The sequence below is a fragment of the Saccharopolyspora sp. NPDC000995 genome (genome assembly GCF_053599315.1).
The window spans coordinates 1-23,602 of sequence record NZ_JBSFLZ010000114.1 but is presented as its reverse complement, the minus strand read 5'-3'; the positions used below and the strand labels follow the sequence as shown (position 1 = coordinate 23,602).

General features: G+C 67.3%; 26 protein-coding genes and 2 pseudogenes. 14 read left to right on the top strand and 14 right to left on the bottom strand.

The annotated features are described in order from the left end of the window. Positions 1-428 (bottom strand): histidinol dehydrogenase (locus ACWDKQ_RS28235; RefSeq protein WP_450141800.1); only part of this gene is annotated, 428 nt, incomplete at its 3' end. A gap of 206 nt (positions 429-634) precedes the next feature. Then, positions 635-2,236, bottom strand: a complete 1,602-nt coding sequence (locus ACWDKQ_RS28230) for a PucR family transcriptional regulator (RefSeq protein ID WP_450141799.1) — start codon at positions 2,234-2,236, stop codon at positions 635-637. A gap of 437 nt (positions 2,237-2,673) precedes the next feature. Here ACWDKQ_RS28230 and ACWDKQ_RS28225 point away from each other — a divergent pair, with 437 nt between their 5' ends. Next, positions 2,674-3,744 carry a LacI family DNA-binding transcriptional regulator gene (locus ACWDKQ_RS28225; RefSeq protein WP_450141798.1) on the top strand — a complete coding sequence of 357 codons (1,071 nt, stop codon included), beginning with the start codon at positions 2,674-2,676 and terminating at the stop codon, positions 3,742-3,744. Between the two features lie 58 nt (positions 3,745-3,802). On the opposite strand, the gene ACWDKQ_RS28220 is transcribed toward ACWDKQ_RS28225, so the two are convergent. The 3 genes from ACWDKQ_RS28220 to ACWDKQ_RS28210 form a co-directional block, all read right to left on the bottom strand. Next, on the bottom strand, positions 3,803-4,216 hold the full coding sequence (locus tag ACWDKQ_RS28220) for a site-2 protease family protein (protein ID WP_450141797.1): 414 nt from the start codon (positions 4,214-4,216) through the stop codon (positions 3,803-3,805). Positions 4,217-4,689: 473 nt separating this feature from the next. Further along, positions 4,690-5,490, bottom strand: coding sequence for a ribosome hibernation promotion factor (locus tag ACWDKQ_RS28215; RefSeq protein WP_450141796.1), 801 nt, complete (start codon positions 5,488-5,490; stop codon positions 4,690-4,692). Beyond that, positions 5,432-5,896, bottom strand: coding sequence for a DUF2267 domain-containing protein (locus ACWDKQ_RS28210; protein WP_450141795.1), 465 nt, complete (start codon positions 5,894-5,896; stop codon positions 5,432-5,434). The genes ACWDKQ_RS28215 and ACWDKQ_RS28210 overlap by 59 nt, the downstream gene beginning before the upstream one ends. Before the next feature lie 278 nt (positions 5,897-6,174). Between ACWDKQ_RS28210 and ACWDKQ_RS28205 the strand changes: the two are divergent. Beyond that, a pseudogene (locus ACWDKQ_RS28205) lies at positions 6,175-6,582 on the top strand (RNA 3'-terminal phosphate cyclase); the annotation flags it as partial. 97 nt (positions 6,583-6,679) lie between these two features. On the opposite strand, the gene ACWDKQ_RS28200 reads toward ACWDKQ_RS28205, so the two are convergent. The 4 genes and pseudogenes from ACWDKQ_RS28200 to ACWDKQ_RS28185 all read right to left on the bottom strand — a co-directional run bounded on the left by ACWDKQ_RS28200 (position 6,680) and on the right by ACWDKQ_RS28185 (position 8,554). Next, entirely contained in the window at positions 6,680-7,732 is a 1,053-nt protein-coding gene (locus ACWDKQ_RS28200; RefSeq protein ID WP_450141803.1) for an alpha/beta fold hydrolase, read from the bottom strand. 118 nt (positions 7,733-7,850) lie between these two features. Beyond that, positions 7,851-8,105 (bottom strand): WS/DGAT domain-containing protein, encoded by a 255-nt coding sequence (locus ACWDKQ_RS28195; RefSeq protein WP_450141802.1) that lies wholly within the window; start codon positions 8,103-8,105, stop codon positions 7,851-7,853. A 17-nt stretch (positions 8,106-8,122) separates the two neighbouring features. Continuing rightward, a pseudogene (locus ACWDKQ_RS28190) lies at positions 8,123-8,342 on the bottom strand (polyphosphate kinase 2); the annotation flags it as partial. Between the two features lie 41 nt (positions 8,343-8,383). Beyond that, a complete protein-coding gene (locus ACWDKQ_RS28185) occupies positions 8,384-8,554 on the bottom strand; it encodes a hypothetical protein (protein WP_450141794.1) in 171 nt (56 codons plus the stop codon). Positions 8,555-8,703: 149 nt separating this feature from the next. On the opposite strand from ACWDKQ_RS28185, the gene ACWDKQ_RS28180 reads away from it, so the two are divergent. Further along, entirely contained in the window at positions 8,704-8,940 is a 237-nt protein-coding gene (locus tag ACWDKQ_RS28180; protein ID WP_450141793.1) for a DUF1918 domain-containing protein, read from the top strand. Between the two features lie 34 nt (positions 8,941-8,974). Next, complete coding sequence (gene ppsA / locus ACWDKQ_RS28175) at positions 8,975-11,227, top strand: phosphoenolpyruvate synthase (RefSeq protein ID WP_450141792.1); 2,253 nt, start codon at positions 8,975-8,977, stop codon at positions 11,225-11,227. 120 nt (positions 11,228-11,347) lie between these two features. On the opposite strand, the gene ACWDKQ_RS28170 is transcribed toward ppsA, so the two are convergent. Together ACWDKQ_RS28170 and ACWDKQ_RS28165 are read right to left on the bottom strand one after the other, a co-directional pair. Further along, positions 11,348-11,752: a hypothetical protein gene (locus tag ACWDKQ_RS28170; protein WP_450141791.1), complete on the bottom strand. Its 405-nt coding sequence runs from the start codon at positions 11,750-11,752 to the stop codon at positions 11,348-11,350. Next, positions 11,749-12,060, bottom strand: a complete 312-nt coding sequence (locus ACWDKQ_RS28165) for a hypothetical protein (RefSeq protein ID WP_450141790.1) — start codon at positions 12,058-12,060, stop codon at positions 11,749-11,751. Before ACWDKQ_RS28165 ends, ACWDKQ_RS28170 begins: the two co-directional genes overlap by 4 nt. A 124-nt stretch (positions 12,061-12,184) precedes the next feature. On the opposite strand from ACWDKQ_RS28165, the gene ACWDKQ_RS28160 reads away from it, so the two are divergent. Then, the gene (locus tag ACWDKQ_RS28160; protein ID WP_450141789.1) at positions 12,185-12,592 is read left to right on the top strand and encodes an Hsp20/alpha crystallin family protein; all 408 of its coding nucleotides are present in this window, start codon (positions 12,185-12,187) and stop codon (positions 12,590-12,592) included. Between the two features lie 57 nt (positions 12,593-12,649). On the opposite strand, the gene ACWDKQ_RS28155 is transcribed toward ACWDKQ_RS28160, so the two are convergent. Together ACWDKQ_RS28155 and ACWDKQ_RS28150 are read right to left on the bottom strand one after the other, a co-directional pair. Beyond that, a complete protein-coding gene (locus ACWDKQ_RS28155) occupies positions 12,650-13,096 on the bottom strand; it encodes a universal stress protein (protein ID WP_450141788.1) in 447 nt (148 codons plus the stop codon). 108 nt (positions 13,097-13,204) lie between these two features. Continuing rightward, complete coding sequence (locus ACWDKQ_RS28150; protein ID WP_450141787.1) at positions 13,205-13,642, bottom strand: universal stress protein; 438 nt, start codon at positions 13,640-13,642, stop codon at positions 13,205-13,207. Positions 13,643-13,890: 248 nt separating this feature from the next. Between ACWDKQ_RS28150 and ACWDKQ_RS28145 the strand changes: the two genes are divergently transcribed. Next, a complete protein-coding gene (locus ACWDKQ_RS28145) occupies positions 13,891-15,162 on the top strand; it encodes an MgtC/SapB family protein (protein WP_450141786.1) in 1,272 nt (423 codons plus the stop codon). Positions 15,163-15,418: 256 nt separating this feature from the next. Here ACWDKQ_RS28145 and ACWDKQ_RS28140 read toward each other — a convergent pair whose 3' ends face one another. Then, entirely contained in the window at positions 15,419-15,820 is a 402-nt protein-coding gene (locus tag ACWDKQ_RS28140) for a carboxymuconolactone decarboxylase family protein (protein WP_450141785.1), read from the bottom strand. A gap of 317 nt (positions 15,821-16,137) precedes the next feature. Here ACWDKQ_RS28140 and acsA point away from each other — a divergent pair, with 317 nt between their 5' ends. The 8 genes from acsA (at position 16,138) to ACWDKQ_RS28100 (ending at position 23,424) form a co-directional block, all read left to right on the top strand. After that, positions 16,138-17,910, top strand: coding sequence for an acetate--CoA ligase (gene acsA, locus ACWDKQ_RS28135; RefSeq protein WP_450141784.1), 1,773 nt, complete (start codon positions 16,138-16,140; stop codon positions 17,908-17,910). Next, positions 17,907-18,899 (top strand): pyruvate dehydrogenase (acetyl-transferring) E1 component subunit alpha, encoded by a 993-nt coding sequence (pdhA, locus tag ACWDKQ_RS28130; RefSeq protein ID WP_450141783.1) that lies wholly within the window; start codon positions 17,907-17,909, stop codon positions 18,897-18,899. Before acsA ends, pdhA begins: the two co-directional genes overlap by 4 nt. Continuing rightward, positions 18,896-19,876: an alpha-ketoacid dehydrogenase subunit beta gene (locus tag ACWDKQ_RS28125; RefSeq protein WP_450141782.1), complete on the top strand. Its 981-nt coding sequence runs from the start codon at positions 18,896-18,898 to the stop codon at positions 19,874-19,876. The genes pdhA and ACWDKQ_RS28125 overlap by 4 nt, the downstream gene beginning before the upstream one ends. Before the next feature lies 1 nt (position 19,877). Then, on the top strand, positions 19,878-21,173 hold the full coding sequence (locus ACWDKQ_RS28120; protein ID WP_450141781.1) for a 2-oxo acid dehydrogenase subunit E2: 1,296 nt from the start codon (positions 19,878-19,880) through the stop codon (positions 21,171-21,173). Continuing rightward, positions 21,173-21,427, top strand: a complete 255-nt coding sequence (locus ACWDKQ_RS28115) for a phosphopantetheine-binding protein (RefSeq protein WP_450141780.1) — start codon at positions 21,173-21,175, stop codon at positions 21,425-21,427. Before ACWDKQ_RS28120 ends, ACWDKQ_RS28115 begins: the two co-directional genes overlap by 1 nt. Before the next feature lie 51 nt (positions 21,428-21,478). After that, positions 21,479-21,775, top strand: a complete 297-nt coding sequence (locus ACWDKQ_RS28110; RefSeq protein WP_450141779.1) for a winged helix-turn-helix domain-containing protein — start codon at positions 21,479-21,481, stop codon at positions 21,773-21,775. 242 nt (positions 21,776-22,017) lie between these two features. Further along, complete coding sequence (locus tag ACWDKQ_RS28105; protein ID WP_450141801.1) at positions 22,018-22,428, top strand: hemerythrin domain-containing protein; 411 nt, start codon at positions 22,018-22,020, stop codon at positions 22,426-22,428. Between the two features lie 99 nt (positions 22,429-22,527). Continuing rightward, on the top strand, positions 22,528-23,424 hold the full coding sequence (locus tag ACWDKQ_RS28100) for a universal stress protein (protein ID WP_450141778.1): 897 nt from the start codon (positions 22,528-22,530) through the stop codon (positions 23,422-23,424). The last annotated feature ends 178 nt before the right edge of the window (positions 23,425-23,602 follow it).

Here is a 23,602-nt window from a genome sequence, read left to right as displayed (position 1 = left end):
GCCGTCACCACGGTCATGTGCGCCGAGGCAGTCAGCGGATATCGCCCGCCCGGAACGTAGGCACCCGCGGCACCGACCGGGATGTTGCGCTGCCCCAGAAAGACACCCGGAAGGGTCTCAGCTTCGAAATCGGTGATGGAGTCACGCTGTGCCTTCGCGAATCCACGTACCTGACGCTGCACGAACCTCAAGTCATCGAGGACGGTTTCCGGAACGGAAGACACGACCGCCTCGATCTGGTCCGGGCCCAGTCGGTACGACTCCGGCGTCCAGGAATCGAATTTCTCCGACCAGCGCCGCACCGCGACGTCGCCGTTCGCCCGGACGTCCGCGATGACCTCGGCGACGCGGTCGACGATCTCCGGGCTGCTCGTCCGCGACACCGTAGGCGCTGCGGGCTTCTTCACGAGTGTGCTCGGTGTGGACACTACGAACTCCTTACCGAAACGGGAACCTCTGTTGGCTTGTCCATGAAGTCTGTGGAAAGCGGAGGCCCGCCAACAGGCACAAGCCGTGTAATAGCCGGGCTCCGCCTTACACACAGTGGAACGACCACCGTCGCCACGACCATCTGCGCCACCGACGGCTGCAACCCGTACGAAGTCACGAACTGGGCTGTTTGTCGTGACGACGGTTAATCACGGCGAAAAACCGGGCGGCAGAGCAGGTCGTGACCGCGGAGGGCGAGCTGGAGCCGCTGCTGGGTTTCGATGTTTGCGAGATCGAGACCGAGCACGGCGGAAAGCCGGTCGAGCCGGTGGTAAAGGGTGCGCCGCTGGACGAAGAGCACCTCGGCGGCGCGCGCCTTGTTGCCACCGCACTCCAGGAACGCCCGCAACGTTGGCAGCAGCGGATGGGAGGCGACCGCATCATGCTCAAGCAGCGGGCCTAGCTCGTCCTCAACATAGCGTGAAAGCTCGGGCCCATCCGCCAGTGCCACCAGCAGCCGAAGCGCGCCAAGATCGTCAAATCGCAGGAGTTGGTTCGTCCGGCTCGCAGCAGCCGCCGACGCGGCGCTGCGGCCCTGCCGCAATGCCGTCGGTAGCGCGGCAGGCGGCACGATGCGGCTAACGCCTCCCCACACTCCCCGCTTCATTAGCGTTTCGAGCAGTGCACGGTCGCCGCCGCCGGGCGGGAGCCCTGCGACGGCCAAGTCGAAGTCCCCTATGTCGCCGACCACCGCCGGCCAGCCAGCATCGTGCAGCAGGAGCGCGAGATGCTGGCTGGTAAACGGCTCGCCGCTGGCGTCGCGCCCGGTGACTATGACGACCAGGTCGCGATGCCGCAGATCCTGGCCAAGTGCCAGGGTCCGGCCGACGAACTTCTCACCTGAGATGTCTCCTAACTGGAGCCGGTTAATCAACGCCCCCTGGCGTTGCGCAGCGCGGGCACCGCTTTCCCGCTCGCTCAGTAGCGTGATCGCGATGGCTGCAGCGGCTCGTTCGAGGGTGCGAAGATCGGTGGGAGTTGGCAAGTCATCGCCATGCAGCAGATGCAGCCAGCCCCACGATTCTCCACGCAGGACGATGGGACGACGGGCGCAGTCCGCGATACCGCAGAACGAAACCGTCCACCTCGTATTTGCCCTGCGAGACGTTCGCATCGGGGACGGTTCGTGCACTGTCCGGGAATGTACACCCCACACCGCCACGACATTGTCTGCTTCCGGGGTCGTGCCAGCGTAGGCGAGCATCTGGTGGGCCACGTCCTCTAGCACGACCGGATAACCGGTGCGCTGCGCGAGTTCATTCACCAGACCGACGTAGTCCTCGTCTGCCAGCAGCAGGTCCATGAAGGCTTGGCCGGTGGCCTCTTCCGCGACCAACTGGCCGACACGGAGTTCGACGAGTACTTCGTGAATCTGCGCGGACGCCTCAACGAAAGGAATCTCGTCGAAGAGACCGACGAGCGGAAGTCCGACGGCCCGTGCTTCTTCAACCGCGGCTTCCGGCATCGAGTCGAATACGCGTCCTGCCAGCTCGACAACGAGCACCGCAGCTCGGGCATCCGCAAGCCGCCGGATGAAGGCCCGCTGAAGATCAGGCGTTTCTCCCATGCCGAGACCGGCAGTCAACAACATCTCATCGCCGGAGAGGAAGCGGTGGATATCCGGGATCTCCCCGGTGTGCACCCAGCGGACCGGGCGGTCCAGGTCTTCGTCGGCGAAGACCTGGACCTCGGTCCGCTGGAAGACCTCCAGCTCCAGGGCGGCTCTAACGGTCAGGGAATCTGCCATCTCGGTTTCCGTGCGGTTCGCTAGTCACTCGTATCCTGGTTCGCCAGCAGCGCCGCCAGGCGGAATCGTCTGGCTTCCGATCGGACGGACGAAGCTGGAAACGACACCTCAGCCCACACTCGCAACGCTGCCAGCTCAGTTAGGTCCACGAGCTGGGGTCGGCAGCGGGTCAGGAAGAGGCAGGGCTCCTCATCGAGGCGGGAACGCGAATCCCGAGTCGCGCGATCCCGCAAGGCTCCTGGTTGACCGCGACGACCGAGCGCGCCTCCCACGGGCATCAGGACGGCGTATGCGTCGCGATCAAGCTCACTCACTGTCGGTCTCGTTCTACGCCAAAGCGCGATTGGTGATACGTTTAACCAATGCTGGGGGCGCGAGGCGCTCCTGTCAAGACCGGCGAGTGTCGGCACCCTGGCTCCGCCAAGGAAGATTTACAGATGGTCACGATGAAAGACGTCGCCCAAGCCGCCGGGGTGTCCCAGGCTGCGGTCTCCTACGCCTACAGCCGCCCCGGTAAGCTCTCGGAAGGCCAGCTCCGGCACATCATGGAAACTGCGGTGAAGCTGGGGTACCCGGGCCCGAACGTAGTAGGCGCGAGCCTACGGTCGAGAAAGACCGGCGCCATCGGCGTCATGGTCATGGACACTCTCAAGTACGCCTTCACCGACCCGTCCACGAAGTGCCTACTCGAAGGCGTCGTGCGCAGCGACCGGCTCAGCGATCAGGCCCTCACCCTTCTACCACTCCCCCACGAACCAGAACCCGTCACCGGCCGCGGTCGACAGGCCCTGCGCGGGCTTGTCGACCGCGTCATCGTGCACTGCCTCCCCGACGACCACCCGGGCCTACTGGCCTTGCGGTCGCGAAACATCCCAATTGTCGTCGTGGACCCGCCGCGGATCCCGGGAGTCCCGCTGGTGGACATCCCAGACCGCGAGGCCGCCCGCTCACAACTCGAACACTTGCTAGGACTCGGACACGAGCGAATCGGGATTATCGCGGAACGCCTGCTGCCAGATGGCTTTCACGGCCCCGTCAGCTCAGACCGGCGTGCCAAAACTACTGAGCGGGTGGTTCGCGAGCGCCTCGAGGGCTACCGCGAAGCGTTCGAGGCCGCAGGCGAGGACTTCGAGCGAGTTCCCATCGTGGAGGCCGGCGCGTTCGACTTCACCTCCGGTGCCCGGTCTGCCCGGGCCCTGCTCCACGAACACGACCTGACGGCCGTCGTCGCGACGTCGGACACGATGGCACTCGCGGCGCTGGACGTCGCGCGCCAACGCGGCCTGAACGTGCCCACCGACCTTTCCATCATCGGTTTCGACGACGCTCCTGACGCCCAAATTCACGGGCTAACCACGATCCGCCAGCCCATGATCGAGAAGGGTCGCCTCGCGGCCGAAATGTTGTTCGAGATGTTGTCCGACGCCCTCGAGCCAAGCGACGTGACCCTACCTACCGAACTCGTCGTCCGGGAGACCACAGCTCCGCCTAATCGCCGCCGTAACTAGCTTCGCGTTGTCCGTAGCGGCGGGACGCAACGTAGGAGGAATGTGCTTGGGCCAGGACCTATGCGTGCCGAAAAGTCGATCCGCACAGGTCAGCAGGCATCAACGCGTCACCGATCGCCGTCCGGCATGATCGCGGCTCGTGCTGGTCCGCTTCGCCTATCTCGCTATCACCCACGCGTTCGCCGCACTGCGACTGTTGCCAACGACCGACCGTGAGAAGCCCGAACAAACCCACCGCATGAAGGGTTTCCGTGGTCAACGCCAAGGTTTCAGAAGCCCCACCAGCACCAACCACAGCCCGCAGCACCGACCGCAACATCCGGCCGCCGTCCAGCGGTGCCGCGGGAACCAGGCTGAACACCGCCACCACGGCGTTGAGCGCCGCCAGATAGCCGAGCACGGCCACGATCAACTCATCGGCGCCCAGCCGAATCACCATCCAATCGCCCGCGCCGAACACCAGCGCGAGCACCGCGCTGGACGTCGGACCGCATGCCCACCACGCTCCAGTGCAAGCCGATCCGCACGAACGTACCCAACCCAGCCCGGTTGAGTTTCCCGGCCACGTACCGATTGCGGGGGCTGTGCCTGCTGCTTCCGCTGCCGTGCGCGAACACCACGATCCCTCGGGTTCGCCCGGGCACGCTCAGATCCGCAGTTTCACACTCCGATCGGGCTGCATGAGTACTTCCGCAGCTGCGCGTACTGCCGCACGACAAATCTTGGGTGTGGCGAAACCCTTCTCCACCACGGTGTCCTCCGACAAGGCCTGTCCGGGGGCGGCTCCCCGTCTTGTGACGTTGGGTCAAGCAAGGCCAACAAGCCTTCGCGTAACCATCCGCCCCCGGAAGGTCACTGGGTTTCCCCAACGCTTTCAGCATCACGGCCGGTTACCGGGCCGTAAAGCGGCCAGAAGTCCCCGCCGTGCAAGCTCGGACCGGTCTGCTAGTCCGAAGGCGCGATCAGTCCGTAATGCCCGTCGTAGCGGTGATAGAGCACGGCTCCACGACCGCGTTCGCCATCCAGGAAGAACAGAAATGGAAGGTCCATCGCACCCAACCGCTCGACAGCTTCGGCGGTGCTGAGCGCAGGTGCGCGCCGTTCGCTGACAGTCACCGGGACGGCGTGCTCGGCGAGGTGGTCCGGGTCTGGGTCGATCTGCGCCAGGCGGTACCCGCTCGGCGTGCGGTACAACACGCTGTCCTGCTCGGTGCCGAGCTCGGTGAACAAGTGGAAGTCGTAGTCCATGACGTCCATGTCGAACTCGGCCTCGTCCACGCCGCAGCGTGCGAGGGCGAAGGTCTTGTGGCGGATCACTTCGCGCTCCTCGACCGGGCGTGGGAAGTACGAGCAGCGGTGCGCCGGTTCGTCACCGTGACGCCACTGGTGCGGTTGCACCGATGTCGTCCTGCCCCGCCGCGCCTGCCAATGCCGGGCGACTCGCTCCAGGCTGTGCTGGAGTCGATCGTGCATGCGGTCGATGGCCTCTTCAGAGGTGGGCGCGGAAACCTGTGCCCGCACCAGCCGCCCGTTGACATCGAGGTTGGCCTGCGCGGTTGCCCTTGGTGACGCTGCAGGATCCCGATGTCGTGACACACGCGCCCGCGCATACAGCACGGGCTCATGCGCGAAGCGAAACACGGAACGAATTCGCTGCTCGGCGTACTCGCGGATTTCGACCGTCGGTTCATCGCTGACCTGCACGTCGACCGGAACATCCGGAGAAGCTCGTGGTCGAGCAACCATCACAACTCCAATCCAGCCCGTCGGCCGGCTTCAGGCCGCCGGGCGCAGCAGTGCGCGGACGTCTTCCGGGAGCTGATCGAGCACCTTGTCGACCTGTCCGCCGGAGGGCCACCGCGGTGATCGCCGGGGCAGCCCGGTGCACGTCCGCGACGGATATGTTCGCCTCCCGAGCGAATCGGGACAGGTACTGCTGCACGTCGTACTTCTCCGGGCCCGTGCTGGGATTCCAGCCGCCGTAGTAGACGCCCCGCAGCAGTTCCGGAAGCTGCTCGGCGAAATGCGCGGCGGTCTCCACCGGCAGCCGCTCCCGCAGCACGTGCAACCACGCGCGCAGAACCCGGTAGGCGAAGTGGTGGTCGTCGGTGTCGAACTCGTGGCCGACGTCGTGCGCCCACGTGCTCGCCATCTGCACCGCGTGGTCGAAAAGCGGAGTGCACGGTTGACCTCCTTCCCATCCGATCCCGCGTCCAGGCTCCACATCGAGCCGAGACACGATGAAGAGGCGGAAGTCCACGGGGTCCAGCAGTGGCCAATTCCCCCTGCCCAATCCAGGCTGACGTCAGCACACTCGTGGCTATGACTCTCGGGGGTCCGGGACCGAGACAAGTGCGGTCGAGCGCACCGCGACCGATTCGGCTGGTTCGGGGCACGTGATCGGCATTGACGGGTCGCTGTACAGCGGCGGTGGCTGTGGCAGCGTCGTGCGCCAAGCCGTGGCCTACGCGGGACTCACCGGTGAAGATATGGAATGCGCGAGCCCGCCGCCCGCAACCTGGTTTGCGACCGCAACACGTGCGTGCCGTGGAGGCCGTTCGCGACCTCGTTGGAGGCACGCTGGAGGGCGTCACGGTGGGATCGTGCACGCTCGCTTCCTCGCCCGGCCGCTTGATCCCCGAGGGACCACCCGAGCACATCGGGGCAACGGTCGCTCGCCAGCTGCTGCACGAGATCGCTGGCGGAGCCACGGCGAACCGCTTCACCGCCGACCAGATCCTCCCGTTCGCGGCCCTGGCATCCGGCGACAGCACGTTTCGGATACCCTCTGTCACCGAGCACGTGACGACAGGACTGTGGTTGGCGTCGCTGTTTCTCGGCGCGGGGGCACGCGTGGCCCACGACCGCATCGTCATCCACGGCTCCGCCGCCCAGAAAGGCGACGGGATCCAGGACTTGAGCAGTGAGTACGCACCTACGCCAGCGGATTCCGCGATGGAGGGTCAGACAGGCGCGCCTGTCGCCCCCGCCCTGCGTGCTCGCTTGGCGACGGTGGCGTCCTGTGCTGGGCGACGCCTTCGACGAGCCGTTGCAGCTGCTCGTTGACGCGTTGTGGCGACTCCAGGATCAGCAGGTGGGCCGCGCCGGCAACGGCGACCAGTTCGGCACCCAGGATTTCCCGTGCTAGTGCTTCGCTGTGGTTTACCGGAGTGATGGTGTCACGGTCTCCGACAAGAATCAGGGTGGGCACCTTCCCGAGTGCCGACACGGCGGTGCGCTTGTCGAAAGTGTCGAGTTCGGGGAAGAACTCAGCGATCACCGCGATCGGGGTCGAAGCCATCGCACGCGCGGTCAGCTCGGCAACAGGCTCCAGGACCCGCGAGCCGAACAGATAACGATTGGTGAGCCGGAACGAGGTGCGGCTGGTGACGCGGCGAACGGTGTCGACCACGTGTGACTGCCGACGCAGTAGGGACAAGCTCGTGCGGAGGGCGTGGTGCAGCAGGCGGGCCACCGGTTCGGGCAGACCCAGGGTTACACCGGACAGGCCACCGGCCGAGGTGGCGATGAGAGCGGCACCCACGACACGGTCGCCGAACAGCTCCGGATGGGACTCGGCGAGCCCGAGGATGGCCATGCCGCCCATCGAGTGGCCGACAAGCACCACCGGACCTTGCGGCGCGGTCGCCTGCATGACCGCGAAGAGGTCCTGGCCCACCTGGTCGATGGTGGCATTGGCGGGCGTTGCCCAACCGGACCGGCCGTGTCCCCGCTGGTCCCACAGCACCAGCCGGACCTGGCTGGCCAGAGCCTCGCGCTGGAAGTGCCAGCTTTGCGAGTCGAGCATGTAGCCGTGACAGAAGATGACGGTCACGTCGTTGGCACTGCGGTCGACGATTTCCGCGCGCAGCCACACCCCATCGGATGCCTTCACCGCGAGAGTTCTTGACGTCTCCGGCACCTGAACGGCTGGGGCGAACGCAATCTCGTCCAGTTTGGCCTCGGACGAGTTCTTGAACCACCACACTGCACTCCACCACCCAGAGCGATTCATCCGGAACAACGTCCAGGTCTTGGTGAAAGTTCCCCTGCGACCGCTGTCGTCACGCCCGCACGCGTTGTTGCTTGCCGCGGCCGGGTTGTGCTCACTTCCACTCGGGTGCGCGCCTGGCAAGCTCGTCCAGTTCCCGCGGCAGCGGGTTCCGCGAGATCGGGCATGGCGTGCTACTCGGCATTGACGCCCACGCACATGGCGTCTCCCATGCATGGCTGCAGGCGGCGATGCCGATGGCGTGCCTTGGGGCAAGCGGCACGAAGGCATAAACCTCGTGCAGCTCCGTGCCTTGCACTGCCAGCACGATGGCCGGCGGCGGGACGTTAGAGACGACGAGGTTGCACAACAGCGGAGCGCCGTTGGCGGCGACGGAAGCGCCACGATCAGCGCAACCCGAGGGTTGAGGTACTCAGCCACGTTTAATCGTGCTCCCCTTCCCGGCCACGTCCCGCCCCTCGAACACCACCACGAACCAAGCGTCCTCATCCCGCACCCACTCCCGCAGCTTCACCAGCTCGCTCTGCAACCGAAAGCGCTCCCGCTCGTAAACCGGACGCGGCAGCCGCTCGCTTGCTGCCCCCACCGGCCATACCGATCACCTGCGGTGTGATAAAGCACGTCGGTTCAACCGTCCGCATAGGTCATGTCGCCGAAATGGCGATCAGGACCCGGCGCGGGGCCACTGCCCACGAAGATCAGGACCGGGCGCGGGGGCCACTGCCCACGCCGATCAGCCCACCACATGAAGTTCAGCGCGACCCGGATCCGTCGACTCACGATGTCGGCCCTGCGCATAATGGTCTCCTCCCCCGACCAGACCGTAAGACGGCGACAGAATCGCACAAGTCGGGCGATCGATGGGCTGCATTGGAGTCCTTCGGCTCTGCCGCCACGGCAGCCCCTGACGCGACCCTCGGAATCGCAGCGCCATCGGGAGCGGGGGCATGATCATGCACGCGGAAGTGGGCGAATGGCTGGTCGCCGAAGCGGTCCACCTCGACGGCCATCGACGGAAAGGCCAGATCGTCGAGGTGCACGGTCCCGGCGGCGAACCACCCTACCTGGTGCATTGGCTCGACGATGGGCGTGTGACGTTGTTCTTCCCCGGACCTGACGCGCACCTGGAACGCAGCCTCCCGAAGCACCTGAAGCCGCACGCCGACCGCGTCGCACCCTCGTGACGCCCCGACCACGGATTGCTGCTGCGAGGTGGCCATGGCCTGGATTCGCTGGTTCTCCGAGCTCGGGCTCGCGGACGTGCCCGTGGCGGGAGGGAAGGGAGCCAACCTCGGCGAGCTCACCCGGGCTGGCCTGCCGGTTCCGCCGGGATTCGTACTGGACTCCGAGGCGTACCGGGCCTGCATGTCGGAGGCAGGCGTCCGACCGGAACTCGACCACCTGCTCGATGAAGCCATCCAGGTGGCCGACGAGCAGGGTCTGCTCGACGAGACCTGCGATCGGCTCCAGAGGTTGGTGCATCAGGCTGGTTTGTCGCCCGCCGCACGCGCGGAGCTGCTCAAGGCCTACGACGAACTCGACGGCGACTGCCTGGTCGCGGTGCGCTCATCAGCCGCCGCCGAGGACGCACCGGACATCTCGTTCGCTGGCGTCAACGAGAGCTTCACCAACGTCTCCGGCGCCGATGAGCTGACCGCGCGGGTGGTCGATTGCTGGGCGTCACTGTTCAGCCCGCGGGCGATCGTGTACCGCTCGGCGCAGGGCGTTCGCGAGGCACCTGCGATGGCGGTAATCGTGCAGCGGATGGTGGACGCGGACCGCTCCGGTGTCGCGTTCACCGCCAACCCCGCCACCGGGGCACGCGACGAAACGCTCGTGGAGGCCAGCTTCGGTCTCGGTGAATCCGTCGTCAGCGGCGCAGTGGAGCCTGACACCTACACAATCCGGAAAGCCGATGCCCGACTCAAGCACATCGACATCGGCCGCAAGACCCAAAAGATCGTGCGCGGGCCTGACGGCCGCCAGACCCGCGTCGAGTTGGGCCCGGACGAGACCGACCAACGGGTGCTCAGCGACATCGAGATATCCGACCTGGCACACCTGCTGGTTCGGGTGGAACAGCACTACGGCAGTCCGCAGGACGTGGAATGGGCGATCGCCAACGGCACCTGGTGGCTGGTGCAATCCCGTCCCGTCACGACCCTCCAGCGGCGCGCCAAGCCGGGTGCGATCCTCGTCTCCGGACTCGGCGCCTCCTTCGGCACCGCCTCGGGCGTGGTCCGGGTCATGCAATCCCCCGCCGAAGGCGGAGCTTTGCAGTCCGGCGAGGTGCTGGTCGCACCCATGACGGCACCGGACTGGCTGCCAGCGATCCGCAAGTCTGCCGCGCTGGTCACCGATAGCGGCGGCATGACCTGTCACGCCGCGATCGTCGCCCGCGAGCTCGGACTGCCGTGCGTGGTGGGCACCCGCACCGCAACCACAACTCTGCACGACGGCATGCAGGTCACCGTTGACGGCGAGAACGGCACCGTGCTCGAAGGGGCTGTCAGCGCGATACGGCACCCAGCTCGCGTGACCGAGCCCCCCGCGGCCCCGGTACAGCCCCTGGCGACCCGGATCTACGTCAACCTCGCCATGCCCGACCAGGCCGAGCACGCTGCTGCGCTGCCGGTCGACGGTGTGGGCCTGCTGCGGGCGGAGTTCCTGCTCACCGATGCGCTTGGAGGCGAACACCCCGGGCACATCCTGGCCCGCGGTGGCCAGGAAGCCGCGATCGGCGCGATGGTGGCGGCGCTCTCCACGATCACCCGCGCCTTCGCCCCACGGCCGGTCATCTACCGGGCCGCTGACTTCCGCAGCAACGAATTCCGCAACCTCGCCGGCGGGGCGGATTTCGAACCGGTCGAGGACAACCCGATGATCGGCTACCGCGGCTGCTACCGGTACGTCCGCGACCCGTCGCTGTTCCGCATGGAACTCGAAGCCCTCACCCGAGTGCGGGAGCAGACCCCCAACCTGCACCTGATGATCCCGTTCGTGCGCACACGCTGGGAACTCCAGCAATGCCTGGCCGAGGTCGACCGCAGCCCGCTCGGCAACTCGCCCGGCATGCACCGGTGGGTCATGGCCGAAGTACCGTCCGTGCAGTACTGGCTGTCCGCCTACACCCGGCTGGGCATAGACGGCGTGTCCATCGGCAGCAACGACCTCACCCAGCTCGTCCTCGGCGTCGACCGCGACTCCGAGGTGTGCGCGCCGTTGTTCGACGAGTCCGATCCGGCGGTGCTGGACGCGATCGGACGCATCATCGGCGCCGCCCGCCGGAATGGGATCACTTCGTCGCTGTGCGGCCAGGCCCCGTCCAACGATCCGGAGTTCGCTGAGCACCTCGTGCGGCTCGGCATCACGTCGATCTCGATCAACCCGGACGCCGTGCCCGCGGTGCGGCAGGCCGTGGACGCGGCGGAACGCAAGATCCTGCTGGAAGCAGCCAGATCTCAAGCCTGAGACGTCACTCCCGTGGGAACAACGGCTCGAATGCCCACTCCTTCAACTTCACGCGCACAATTTAGCGCGCGTCGACACAGACCTACTCACAAACCAGGAACAGTCACCAGCCCCGAGTGGTCAACACCGCCAACACCGCGCCGTCGTCCAGGATCGGTACCGGCAGCTCCCCCTCGGCGACCAGCCCGAAGTCCCGTTCGGGCATGCCGCGCAGGTGTTCGGCCGGAAGGCTGCCTGCGCACCGGCACCCCCCTCAGCGGACGCGTGCCGCCCCGCCCAGGCGGCGAGCTCCTGCCGGTACTCGGGCAGCTCCCGCTGCTCCGCGCCAGCGTTCGCCAGTTCCACTTCACGACGCTCTCGGTCCTCCAGGGCAAACCTGAGCATGCAGCCCTCCAACCGCGCGACCTCGCGCAACGGCGCGAGGACCTCCTGCGGCACCGGGTCTGCCAGGAATGGTCGCCGGTCAGTGCGCCGGTTCGCTGCCGCTGCCGCCAGCGTCTCGACGTGCGGGTCGACGTCCGTCAACTCGGCGAACTCGATCGACGCCAGATGTTCCGGTTGTGCCGGTTCGGCAGGCGGTGCACCCGGGCTCGCCACCCTTGCGCTGTGAACGCGATGCAGGCGTGGTTTAGGACCGCGCCGCAGCTGATCACCATCTCCCGCCCCGTCGGGTCAATGACCCCCAACAGCCGCGAACGATCGAGGTAGAGGTGCACCGAATGCTCGGCCAGCTTCCACCGCCACGGCTGGCTGTTGTGCACCGACGGCGCCCGGCACGCCGGGGCCAGCGCGGAGCGCATCGTCTCCTGCGCCGGAACCGTTCTGCTTGTCATCGCGACACACCCCCGCACCACGGGTTTCACGCTCAACGCCGCCCGGGTACCCGCAACGCGTCCGGCCGGAACGGGGCCGGTCGACCACGCCGACGACACGACCGACCCGCCAACGGAGGACACCATGACCAGCTTGCAGCCTCGGCCGAGCATGGGCCTGCCCGACATCTTCCGAATGTTGGAAACCGAATGGCCCTTCGGTGAACGGCACGCGATGCGCGTGGAGACCTACACCGAGAAGGACGAGTCCGTGGTCCGCTGCGAACTCCCCGGCGTGGACCCTGAAAAGGACATCCACATCAACGTCGAGGGCAACCAGCTCAAGATCAACGCCGAACGCAAGCACGAAGAACGCACCGACCGGCACAGCGAGTTCTACTACGGCTCGTTCAGCCGCACCCTGCTGCTACCGACCAGCTGCAACACCGAAGACATCGAGGCCGAATACGAAGCGGGCATCCTCACCATCCACATGCCACGCCGAGAAGCCGAGACCCGTAAGGAAATCCCGGTGATGCGCAAGGGCAAGTGAACAACTGGAATGCGTGGCGGACATCGGCCGCGCATTCCCCTTTGCATGCACGCCACGTCATCTCGCGGTAGGACGAACAACAACCACCGGGCAGTGCGCGTGGCTCACGCAATGCCGACTCACCGATCCGAGCAGCGCACCGACGAATCCGCCGTGTCCACGGCTTCCCACCACCAGCAGATCCGCGCCCTGAGCTTCGTCCAGCAACGCTCGCGCGGCATGCCCGCGAACCACCTCTCGCTGAACGGGCACCGACGTCGCCAGTAAGGCCGAGGTTTCGTCGACCGACTTCCTCAACTCCCACGCAGCACGAGCAACCGAATCCTCGTCCGAGAGCGCCGGTGGCATTGGCGTGACCTCGGTGAATGTCGACGGCACCCATGCCATCACCGCCGTGACCGCGCCGCCGCACTGCTCGGCGTAGCGCAGCGCCCACCGCAGCGCAGCTCTCGATCCCGGCGAGCCGTCCACGCCGACAACGATCCGCGGCGCGTTCGCGTCCATGATTCCCACCGTCCCAACTCGACAGTCGAAGCCGGTGTACTCGCAAAGACGCGAGATCGCACGTCGACAGTAAACGAACTACGTCGGAACGAATCATCCAGAGCGCGATCATTCGGCGGCGTGGCGGACGACGACGACCGGGCATTGCGCGTGGAACACGCAGTGCTGCCCGACCGATCCGAGGAGAGCCCCGACGAATCCACCGTGCCCGCGGCTGCCCACCACCAGGAGGTCTGCCTCCTGCGCCTCGTCCAGCAGCGCCCGTGCCGCGTGATCTCGCACCACCGTCTGCTCCACGGGAACCCGCACTCCCAGCGATGCGGCGGTTTCCTCGACCGCATTCCGCAGCTCCCGCCTGGCCTCGGCGGCTACGTCGCCCTCCGACATCGGCAACACCATGTCGATGAGGGCCGGATACCCGGACGCAATCAACGCGATAACGTTTCCGTTGCTCTGCTCGGCGTACCGCAGCGCCCAGCGCAGCGCAGCTCGGGAGCCGGGCGAACCGTCCACACCCACCACGATTCGCGGCTTGTCCTCGCTCATAGCTCCCCCGCTTCCTGACCGCAGGTCGGCACCTGGCAGTCGATGACGCCGGGTGTACTCGCCGCTACGCGAGATCGCACATCGACGCAGCCGAGCCGCTGCTGACGAAGTCCGCTGGGGACGGGCACCGGTGGCGGCAAGGCTGATGGAACAACGGCCGGGGCGGTATCCTGCGACGCAGTGCTGAGTCTCCCCGGCGGTCCACCCGCACCGCCGATGACCACGTAGTCCCGGCCTGAGGGGACCTGGTGGACACCACGACTGCGCTCGTGCACTTCGCCACAGCCTTGGCGATCGGGCTGCTGCTGGGCTTGGAGCGCGAGCACAGCACCGCCGGGCAGGAGATGCGACCGGCCGGGTCCCGGACGTTCTCCTTGCTGGGCATCGCGGGGGCGATCGCCGCGGCGCTCGGACCGGCCGTGCTGATCGCCACGATAAGCGCCGCAAGCCTGCTGGTCATCGCCTGGTACTTCCTCACCGCACGGGCATCCGCCGAAGCGGACGTGGGGGCGACCACTGAAGTCGCGGCGATCGCCACCGTACTGCTCGGGGCGCTGGCCTGGACCCGGCCGACCTGGGCCGTGCCGATCGCGGTCGCCATGGTCGCGCTGCTGGCCGCGAAACGACCGCTGCACCGCTTCGCCACCCGCCTGGTCACCGACGACGACATCGCCGACGCCATCCGGTTGTTCGTCGTCGCTTTCGTGATCTATCCGCTGCTCCCTGACAAGCCGATGGGCCCCTACGGCGCGCTCAACCCATCCCGGATCTGGCTGCTGGTCATCGCCATCACCGTCATCGGCTGGGCCGGCTACGTGGCCGTGCGCGCACTCGGCGAGCGACACGGACTGCTGATCGTCGGGTTCCTGGGCGGGTTCGTGTCCGCTTCGGCGACCACCGTCGTGCTGGCCCGCAGGTCCGACCGCGGCGTGCAGGCGGTGGTCCTACCAGCCGTACTCGCCGCGAGCGTGGCCACCTTGGTGCAGCTGATCGCGCTCACCGCAGTCGCCAATCCTGCGGTCTCCATCCGGCTGCTACCAGCCTCCCTCGCCGGTGCGGCCGTGCTGCTGGCCGAGTCCGGATGGCTAACCTGGCGAGCACGACGCACCGGTGAAGGCCACGACTCGGCTAGGCCGGCAAACGCCGATGCAAAGCCGTCGGCGTTCCAGCGTCCGCTATCGCTGCGCGTCACGTTATCGCTGACCGTGTTGCTGGTCCTGCTTCTGCTGGCCACCCGAGCAGCCGCGGACCTGCTCGGCCCGCAGGGCGTCATCGCCGCAGCCTTCGTAGGCGGACTCGCCGACACACACACCGCAGCGGTCGCGGCTGCGTCGCTGGGCGGCACCGTCGTCCCCACCAGCGTCGCTGTGCTCGGCGTCGGGGCAGCATTGCTGAGCAACACCATGATCAAACTCGTTCTCGCCGCCGCAGCCGGCGGAATGCGCTTCGCGCTGCGCCTGGCAGCGCTGTTGGTCCTGCCCGCCGCCACAGTCGCAGCCGGGTTCACGCTGGCGCTGTGACACGACCACGACCGTGTGGCAGTTCAGCTTCCACGACTTCGCCCCGGACGGCGAAGGCCGTCGAAAAACCTTGTACACCTTGGGAAAGGTGTAGCGTCACGATCAGGCGCGCCTTTGCTGAACCTCACACGACCATCCCGCTGCGCAGGCTTTCCCGAAGAAGCGCCTATCGACCTCGCATGACCAGGACTGCGGATCGTTGCGATCCGCGAAACTGCGACGTCCTGCAGCGGACGGACGGAGCCTGCTCAGCTCATCATGGCGCCACACTGCTGGGGCGTCGCAACCATGCGCAGTGCCCGCTGTCGGGCGTATGCGCGGTGTAGAACTCGGCAACAGCCGCGTAAGCCCGTGCCCCGTAGACAGTGGCGGGACCGCCGTTCCGCAGGAAACTGACGCCGATCACCTCGGTGGCCTCCGCTGGTGTCGCACCTCGTTGGACGGCGGCATGGGCGTGAGCGGCGATGCAGCCGTCACATTCTTTGCTCACCGCGATGGCCAGGGCGATCAGTTCTTTGGTCTTCGCGTCCACGACCTCTGGAGAGAGCGCGGCGTCGTGCAGTTGCTTGTAGCCCTCGTACACCCCCGGTATCGCATGCCGCAGCTCACGAGTGGGAACGCGCAGCTCATTCCGGACTGCCGCACCGTAACGGGCCATGCCACTGCCCTCCGACCTGCCGTGAGCACGTCTAGCTGTGTTCAGAATGCGATGGCAGACCGGCCTGGGATGCGGTCGTTGGTCCCAGTCAGCGAAGCATTGGCCGGAAAAGGTGTTCGGCCTACAAGTCCGTCCTGGGGTGCGTAGTGCGTGACCGCCACGCGGGGGTCGGTGGCCGTTGGCGTGAATGCCCCCAAGCAGCCCGTTCGCGCTTCGGTTCGCCTCCGAAGCGACTTCTGCCCGTGAGAGCCGTTGGCCTCTAGCGACTGCGAAGTCCGCCGGGCTTGCCTGGTCAGGTGACACGAGGAGGGGGCCCGATGCGGTGGGAGCCGATCAGCAAGCCAACCGAGCGACGTGCCGTGTCGAACATGCCCGACTACGAGCAGGTCCGACGTGCGTTCGACTGGGCGGCGGTTCGCTCTCAGCTGCCCGGCTTACCTGGCGGCCGGGGCCTGAACATCGCTCACGAAGCGGTGGACCGCCACGCCATCGGTGATCGGAGGCACGTCGCGGCACTGCGTTGCGTGGACAAGCAGGATCACGTGACGGAAATCAGCTACGGCGAGTTGCGGGAACAGACCAACCGCTTCGCAAATGTCCTGCGCGGCCTCGGGGTCGCCAAGGGCGAGCGGGTGTACACCTTGCTCGGGCGAGTTCCCGAGCTGTACGTGGCAGCCCTCGGGACATTGAAAGCGGGCTGCGTGCTTGCACCGCTGTTCTCCGCGTTCGGTCCGCAACCCGTTTACGACCGATTGCAGATCGGCGAAGGAGCTGCACTGCTGACAACGCCTCGGCTTTACCGCAACAAGATCCAGCAGCTGCGCGCGGACCTTCCACAGCTGCGGCACGTGCTGCTGGCGGGCGCCGGAGCAGCCGAACCAAGGACCATCGCCTTCGCGGACGCACTCGCGCAGGCCGGTACCGAGTTCGAGATCCCGCCGACGTCTCCGGAGGACTGGGCGTTGCTGCATTTCACCAGCGGCACCACAGGCCGGCCCAAGGCAGCCGTGCATGTGCACGACGCGGTCGTCGCACATCACGCCACCGCGGCGTATGCGCTGGACCTGCGTCCGGATGACGTGTTCTGGTGCACCGCCGATCCGGGTTGGGTCACCGGAACCTCCTACGGGATCATCGCTCCCCTGACGCACGGCGCCACCGTCGTCAGCGACGAAGGTGAGTTCGACGCACGGCGCTGGTACCGCGTGCTCGCCGAGCAGCGGGTGACCGTCTGGTATACCGCGCCGACCGCTTTGCGGATGTTGATGCGGCACGGACCGGAGTTGGCCTCGCGGTACGACCTGTCCGCCTTACGCTACGTGGCCAGCGTCGGGGAGCCGCTCAATCCCGAGGTCGTGGTCTGGGGCCAGGAGGTGCTGGGGCTGCCGGTCCACGACAACTGGTGGCAGACGGAGACCGGCGCGATCATGATCAGCAACTATCCCGCCGAAGAGGTCCGGCCCGGTTCGATGGGGCTACCGGTGCCCGGCGTCGAGGTCGGTTTGCTGGAGCGCGGCGAGGACGGCCGGGCCCGCGTCGCGCACGGGAAGGTGCACGAACTGACCGGTGCCGACGTCGAAGGCGAACTCGCGTTGCGGCCAGGGTGGCCCTCGATGTTCCGCGGTTACCTGCACGACGAGGCCAGGTATGCGGCGAGCTTCGCCGACGGCTGGTACCTGACGGGGGACATCGCGGCGCGGGACGCCGACGGCTACTACTGGTTTGTCAGCCGGGCGGACGACGTGATCAAGTCCGCTGGACACCTCGTCGGGCCGTTCGAGGTGGAAAGCGCTCTGATGGAGCATCCGGCGGTGGCCGAGGCCGGGGTGATCGGCAAGCCGGACCCGCTTGCCGGGGAATTGGTGAAGGCATTCGTGTCGCTACGCCCCGGGCACTCCCCGAGCGACGCGCTGCGGATTGAGCTGCTGGCCTTCGGTCGGCGTCGGCTCGGCGCGGTGGCACCGAAGGAACTCGACTTCGACGCCAATCTCCCGCACACCCGCAGCGGGAAGGTCATGCGCCGGTTGCTCAAAGCCCGGGAGCTCGGCCTTCCCGAAGGTGATCTGTCCTCGCTGGAGGGGGTGCGATGAGTCGACGAGGATCACCAGCGACCAGCCCGCGAGCCAAGCAACGCGCTGAGCTGTTGCGGCAGATGGTGCGGATCCGGCGCTTCGAGGAGCGCTGCGTCGAGCTCTACAGCGCTGCGCAGATCCGCGGGTTCATGCACCTCTACATCGGCGAGGAAGCCGTCGCGGCCGGGTTGTTGCAAGCGCTGAGCCCCGACGACGCCGTGGTGTCCACCTACCGCGAACACGGTCACGCCCTGGCCCGCGGGGTGCCGATGGTCTCGGTGACGGCGGAGATGTTCGGCCGAGCCACCGGGTGCAGTCGGGGACGCGGCGGATCGATGCACCTCTTCGACGTCACTCGCCGGTTCTACGGCGGCAACGCGATCGTCGGAGGCGGGCTGCCAATCGCAGTGGGGCTCGCGCTAGCCGACGCGATGTCGGGCCGTCCTCAAGTGACCGCGTGCCTGTTCGGTGACGGCGCCGTCGCCGAAGGCGAGTTCCACGAATGCCTGAACCTGGCCGCGCTGTGGCACCTGCCGGTGCTGTTCTGCTGCGAGAACAACCTCTACGCCATGGGTACCGCACTGGCCAGGGCGCAGGCCGAGACCGACCTGGCGCTGCGGGCAAGCTCCTACGGGATGCCGTCGTGGGCGGTCGATGGAATGGACGTGGAAGCCGTTGCGGCGGCTGGCAATCGCGCGGTGGAGACCATGCGCGCCAGTCCGGGCCCGTGCTTCCTGGAACTGCGGACCTACCGGTTCCGGGCGCATTCGATGTACGACGCCGAACGCTACCGGGACAAAACCGAAGTGGAGCACTGGAAGCAATTCGACCCGATCGACAAGCTCACCGCCCGCATGCGCGACAACGGCGAAATCACCGACGAGACACTTAAGGAGATCGAGTCCGAAGCGGACGGCGAGCTCGACCAGGCGGTGGCCGAAGCCCAGGCCGGCCCGCTGGAGCCGGTCGAGGACCTGACCCGATTCGTCTACACCGAGCAGCCATGACCACCACGCACACCACCTACCGCGACGCCATCCGCGAGGCGTTGCGCGAAGCGCTCCGCGACGACGATCGGGTGTTCCTGATGGGCGAGGACGTCGGTCGCTACGGCGGGTGCTTCGCCGTCAGCCTCGGCCTGCTGGAGGAGTTCGGCCCGGAACGCATCCGGGACACCCCACTGTCGGAATCGGCCTTCGTCGGCGCCGGTATCGGCGCGGCGCTGGCCGGGATGCGTCCGATCGTGGAGATCATGACCGTCAACTTCAGCCTGCTGGCGCTGGACCAGATCCTCAACAACGCCGCCACCTTGCTGCACATGTCCGGGGGACAGCTGGGCGTCCCCCTGGTCATCCGCATGACCACCGGCGCCGGCCGCCAGCTCGCCGCCCAGCACTCCCACAGCCTGGAGGGTTGGTATGCCCACATCCCCGGGCTGCGCATCATCGCCCCCGCCACCCTGCCGGACGCCCGCGGCATGCTGCGCCCGGCACTGGCATGCCCGGACCCGGTGCTGATGTTCGAGCACGGCTCGCTGTACAACGCCGCAGGTGACCTCGACGAACCGGCCGAGCCGGCGGACATCGACACCGCGGCCATCCGCCGCAGCGGCGGGGACGTTTCACTGATCACCTACGGTGGCACGCTGCCCACCACGCTGGCCGCCGCCGGACAACTCGCCGCCGACAGCATCCAGGCCGACGTCATCGACCTGCGCACGCTGCGCCCCCTGGACGAGCCAACCATCCTCGACTCGGTCCGCCGCACCCACCACGCCGTCGTGGTCGACGAAGGATGGCGCAGCGGCAGCCTTTCCGCCGAAATCACCGCCCGCATCACCGAGCACGCCTTCTACGACCTCGACGCCCCGGTGCAGCGTGTGTGCACCGCCGAGGTCCCCATGCCCTACGCCAAGCACCTCGAAGACGCCGCGCTACCGCAAGCCGATGACGTGGTGGCCGCGGCGCGGCGGGCGGTGGGCTGAGATGGCCGAGTTCCGGATGCCGTCCCTGGGTGCGGACATGGAGCGGGGCACCCTGGTCGAATGGCTCGTCCAGCCAGGCGACACCGTCCGCAAGGGAGATCTCGTCGCGGCCGTGGACACCGAGAAGGCCACCATCGAAGTGGAGTGCTTCGACACCGGCGTCATCGACCGCCTCTTGGTGGAGCCCGGCCATACGGTGCCCGTCGGAACCCCGCTCGCGGTGATTTCCGCGGGAGCCCAGGGAGCTCCGTCCGGTCCCGCACCAGCCGAGCCCGCGGCGGAGAAGTCCCCGCCACCGGAGCACAAGCCCGCTGTCGCCACGCCCCCGGTGCGCAAACTCGCCGCACAGCACGGCATCGACCTCGCGACGGTCCACGGCACCGGCCACGGCGGAGCGATCACGCACGCCGACGTGGAAGCGGCCATCCGGCAACTCGCGGAACCGCGTGTCAAGGCACCGCCCGCGCCACGACAGCGGATCTCGCCGTACGCCCGACGGCTGGCCGCCGAACTCGGCACCGACGCGAGCCTGTTGACCGGAACCGGTGCAGACGGTGCCGTTCGAGCACGCGATGTCCGCGCCGCCGCGCAAGGGCCGCCCCTCCCTTCGCCGGCGCCGGGCGTGATCCGGGGACCAACAGCCATGCGGCAAGCGATCGCGGCCCTGATGACGAAGTCGAAGCGCGAGATCCCGCACTACTACCTCACCAGCACCATCGAACTCAGCGCCGCGCTGGAATGGCTGCGCGAGCGCAACCGCCGCGCCCTGGTAGCGGACCGGATCGTGCCCGCCGCGCTGCTGCTGAAGGCCACCGCCCTCGCCGCACGCGACGTCCCTGACCTCAACGGCCAATGGATCAACGACCAATTCGAACCCGCGGACACAGTGCACCTGGGTGTCGCAGTGGCGCTGCACGGCGGCGGCCTGCTCACCCCCAGCATCGTCGACGCCGAGCAGCTTCCCCTCTTCGAGATCATGCGCCGCCTGCGCGAACTGGTCTCCCGCGCCCGCACCGCCCGCCTACGCTCCTCTGACACCACACCGGCCACGATCACCGTGACCAACCTCGGCGATCTCGGCGTCGAATCCGTACAAGGCGTGATCTACCCACCGCAGGTGGCACTCGTCGGATTCGGCGCGGTCGTGCACCGACCCTGGGCCGTCGGCGACCTCATCGGAATCCGCCCGGTGGTCGCCGCAACGTTGTCCGGCGACCACCGCGCAACCGACGGCGCGACCGGTGGCCGCTTCCTCACGACAGTCGACACGTTCCTGCAGCATCCGGAGGAACTGTGATGACCCAGCCGACCACACCACAGCACGCCCGCGGCCTCGTGCGTGATGCGCTGCTGAAGGCCATGCCCGGAGCCGATCTCGACGAACTGGACGACCATGAAGACTTCCGCGAGGCGCTCGAACTGGACTCCCTGGACTTCCTCGCCTTCATCGAAACCCTTGGCAATGCCAGCGGAATCCGCATCGACGAAGCCGACTACGACAAACTCACCACAATGGACTCCGCAGTCGACTTCCTCACCGCTTGGTCATGACGCCGGAGCCGGCTCCGACTATTGGGGACGGCGCTGGTGGGCGCGGGGCGGATGCCCAGGCTCTCCGATGAGCAACTCGCTGAAGTGGAGGCGGAGTTGCTCCACGGCGCGTCGGCCCACGGGTATCCGACGGACATGTGGACGCTGGCCCGGGTGGCTGAGGTGATCGAATGCCTCACCGGGGTGCGGTATTCGCAAGCCCAGGCCTGGACGATCCTGCGGGAGCGGCTGAGCTGGAGTCGCCAGCGCCCAGCACGGCGAGCCGCCGAGCGCAAAGACGCCGCGATCGAGGAGTGGGTGAAAACCTCGTGGCCGCGGATAAAAGCGCCCGACGCCAAGGGACGGTGATCTGCTTCCAAGACGAAAGCGGATTCTCCCTGCTGCCCGCAGTGAGAGCCACCTGGGCGCCACGAGGAAAGACCCCGGTACTGACCCACCGGTTCAGCTGGAAACGCATGTCGATGGCCGCCGCATATCGCCAACGCGCTGCGTGCGCTGCGCGGCAGCCACCGACGTGAGCTCACCGTGTCGCATTCCACGGAGAACCTGCTACACCAGTTCGACGCCGAACAGGAAAACTCCGCGAAACCCTGCCCCTGATTCGCGACACCGCAGACCTCCTATCCGAGGCCCCTGGCTCGACGAAGGCGCTCGCCGCGCTGCGCCGGACTCGGGATTTCCTGGACCAGCGCTTGGTCCCGCACGAGCAAACCGAGGAGACCCAGCTCTACCCGGCCCTCGCCGGTCCCCTAGGTAGTTCCGAAGCCACCGCCACGATGAGCCGCCGCATGCACGCCGAGATCGACAGACTCAGCAGGCGGATCGGGACTCACCTGGCACTGGCCGAGCCCACGGGCGCATCGGAGACGACCAGATCGAGGACCTCCTCGCCACCCTGTACGGCCTGCACGCCGTGTTCCGCCTGCACTTCACCCAGGCGGAGAAGAACTACTTCGCACTCGCCGACACCGACCACGACTTCTGACCCTCCCGGGTCTTGAACGGCAGCCCCGCTCTCGTCACGTCCAACGACCTGAACGCTGGCCTGCATCCCCGGCGCAGCACGCGCATCCTGGCGACAAGGCGGGGGGGTGGCGGGCATGCGTACGTTGCAGACGGAAGCGGTGGTCGCAGGATTCGACGGGTCCACCGAGTCGCAGCGGGCGGTGTGGTGGGCCGCTCTTGAGGCCACCACACGCAACCAGCCCTTGCTCCTGGTACACGCATTCGCTGTGCCGCTGGAAGAACTGACCCGGATCCACCTGCCCAGCGAGACGGTCGCGCTCGAACCGATGCGCGGTGCCGCGCAGCGGACGGTCGAAGACATGGCCGCAGAGTGCCGCCAGAAGCTGCCCGGACTGGACGTGTCGACCGAGGTGCGCCTAGGCCATCCCGCCACTGTGCTGACCGACGCCGCTGCCCGCGCGAGTGCGCTCGTGCTCGGCCCACCAACGCTCAGCCGGACCCGACGAGTGCTGCTGGGCTCCACTGCCGCCGAAGTCGTGCGCACCGCGCACGTCCCGGTCATCGTGATACGCGGCGAGCGGGAGCGTCCGCAGTCGCTGACACCGGAGTTCGACCAGGTCGTTGTGGGTGTGGACGGCTCCGAGTGCAGTGTGCGTGCGATCGGGTTCGCCTACGACTTCGCCACCCGGCACAACGCCGAGCTGACGGCGATCCTCGCCTACACCGAGCAGCCGCCGGACACGTTGCCGCCGAACCGGGGATGGCAATTCGACTCCGACACGATCGAGGCCTGCCGCCGGGAGCTGTCCGAGTCCCTCGCCGGTTGGAGCGAACGCTACCCGGATCTCGTCGTGCACCACGAAGTCACGGCGGTCGAACACCCTGCCGAAGCGTTGCTCACGGCCGCCGCCGACGCCGATCTGCTCGTCGTCGGAACCCACGGCCTCGGCGTCGTCCGGACGGCGCTGTTCGGCTCGGTCAGCCACGCAGTACTGCACTACGCCCCATGTCCCGTCGCCGTCGTTCACTGATCACGCACCGCGGGACTGAAATGGGGACAAAGGTCTCCAGCATCCGGCGAAGAGAACGTCGCCGAACTCGTGCGCTCATACATCAATGCCGCTTAGCTTATTTTGATCATGCTGTGCGGGCGAGTTGGAGGGTGGGTGGGCCCTCGTAGCGGGTTGCGGTGTCGGCGGGTTTCTTGAC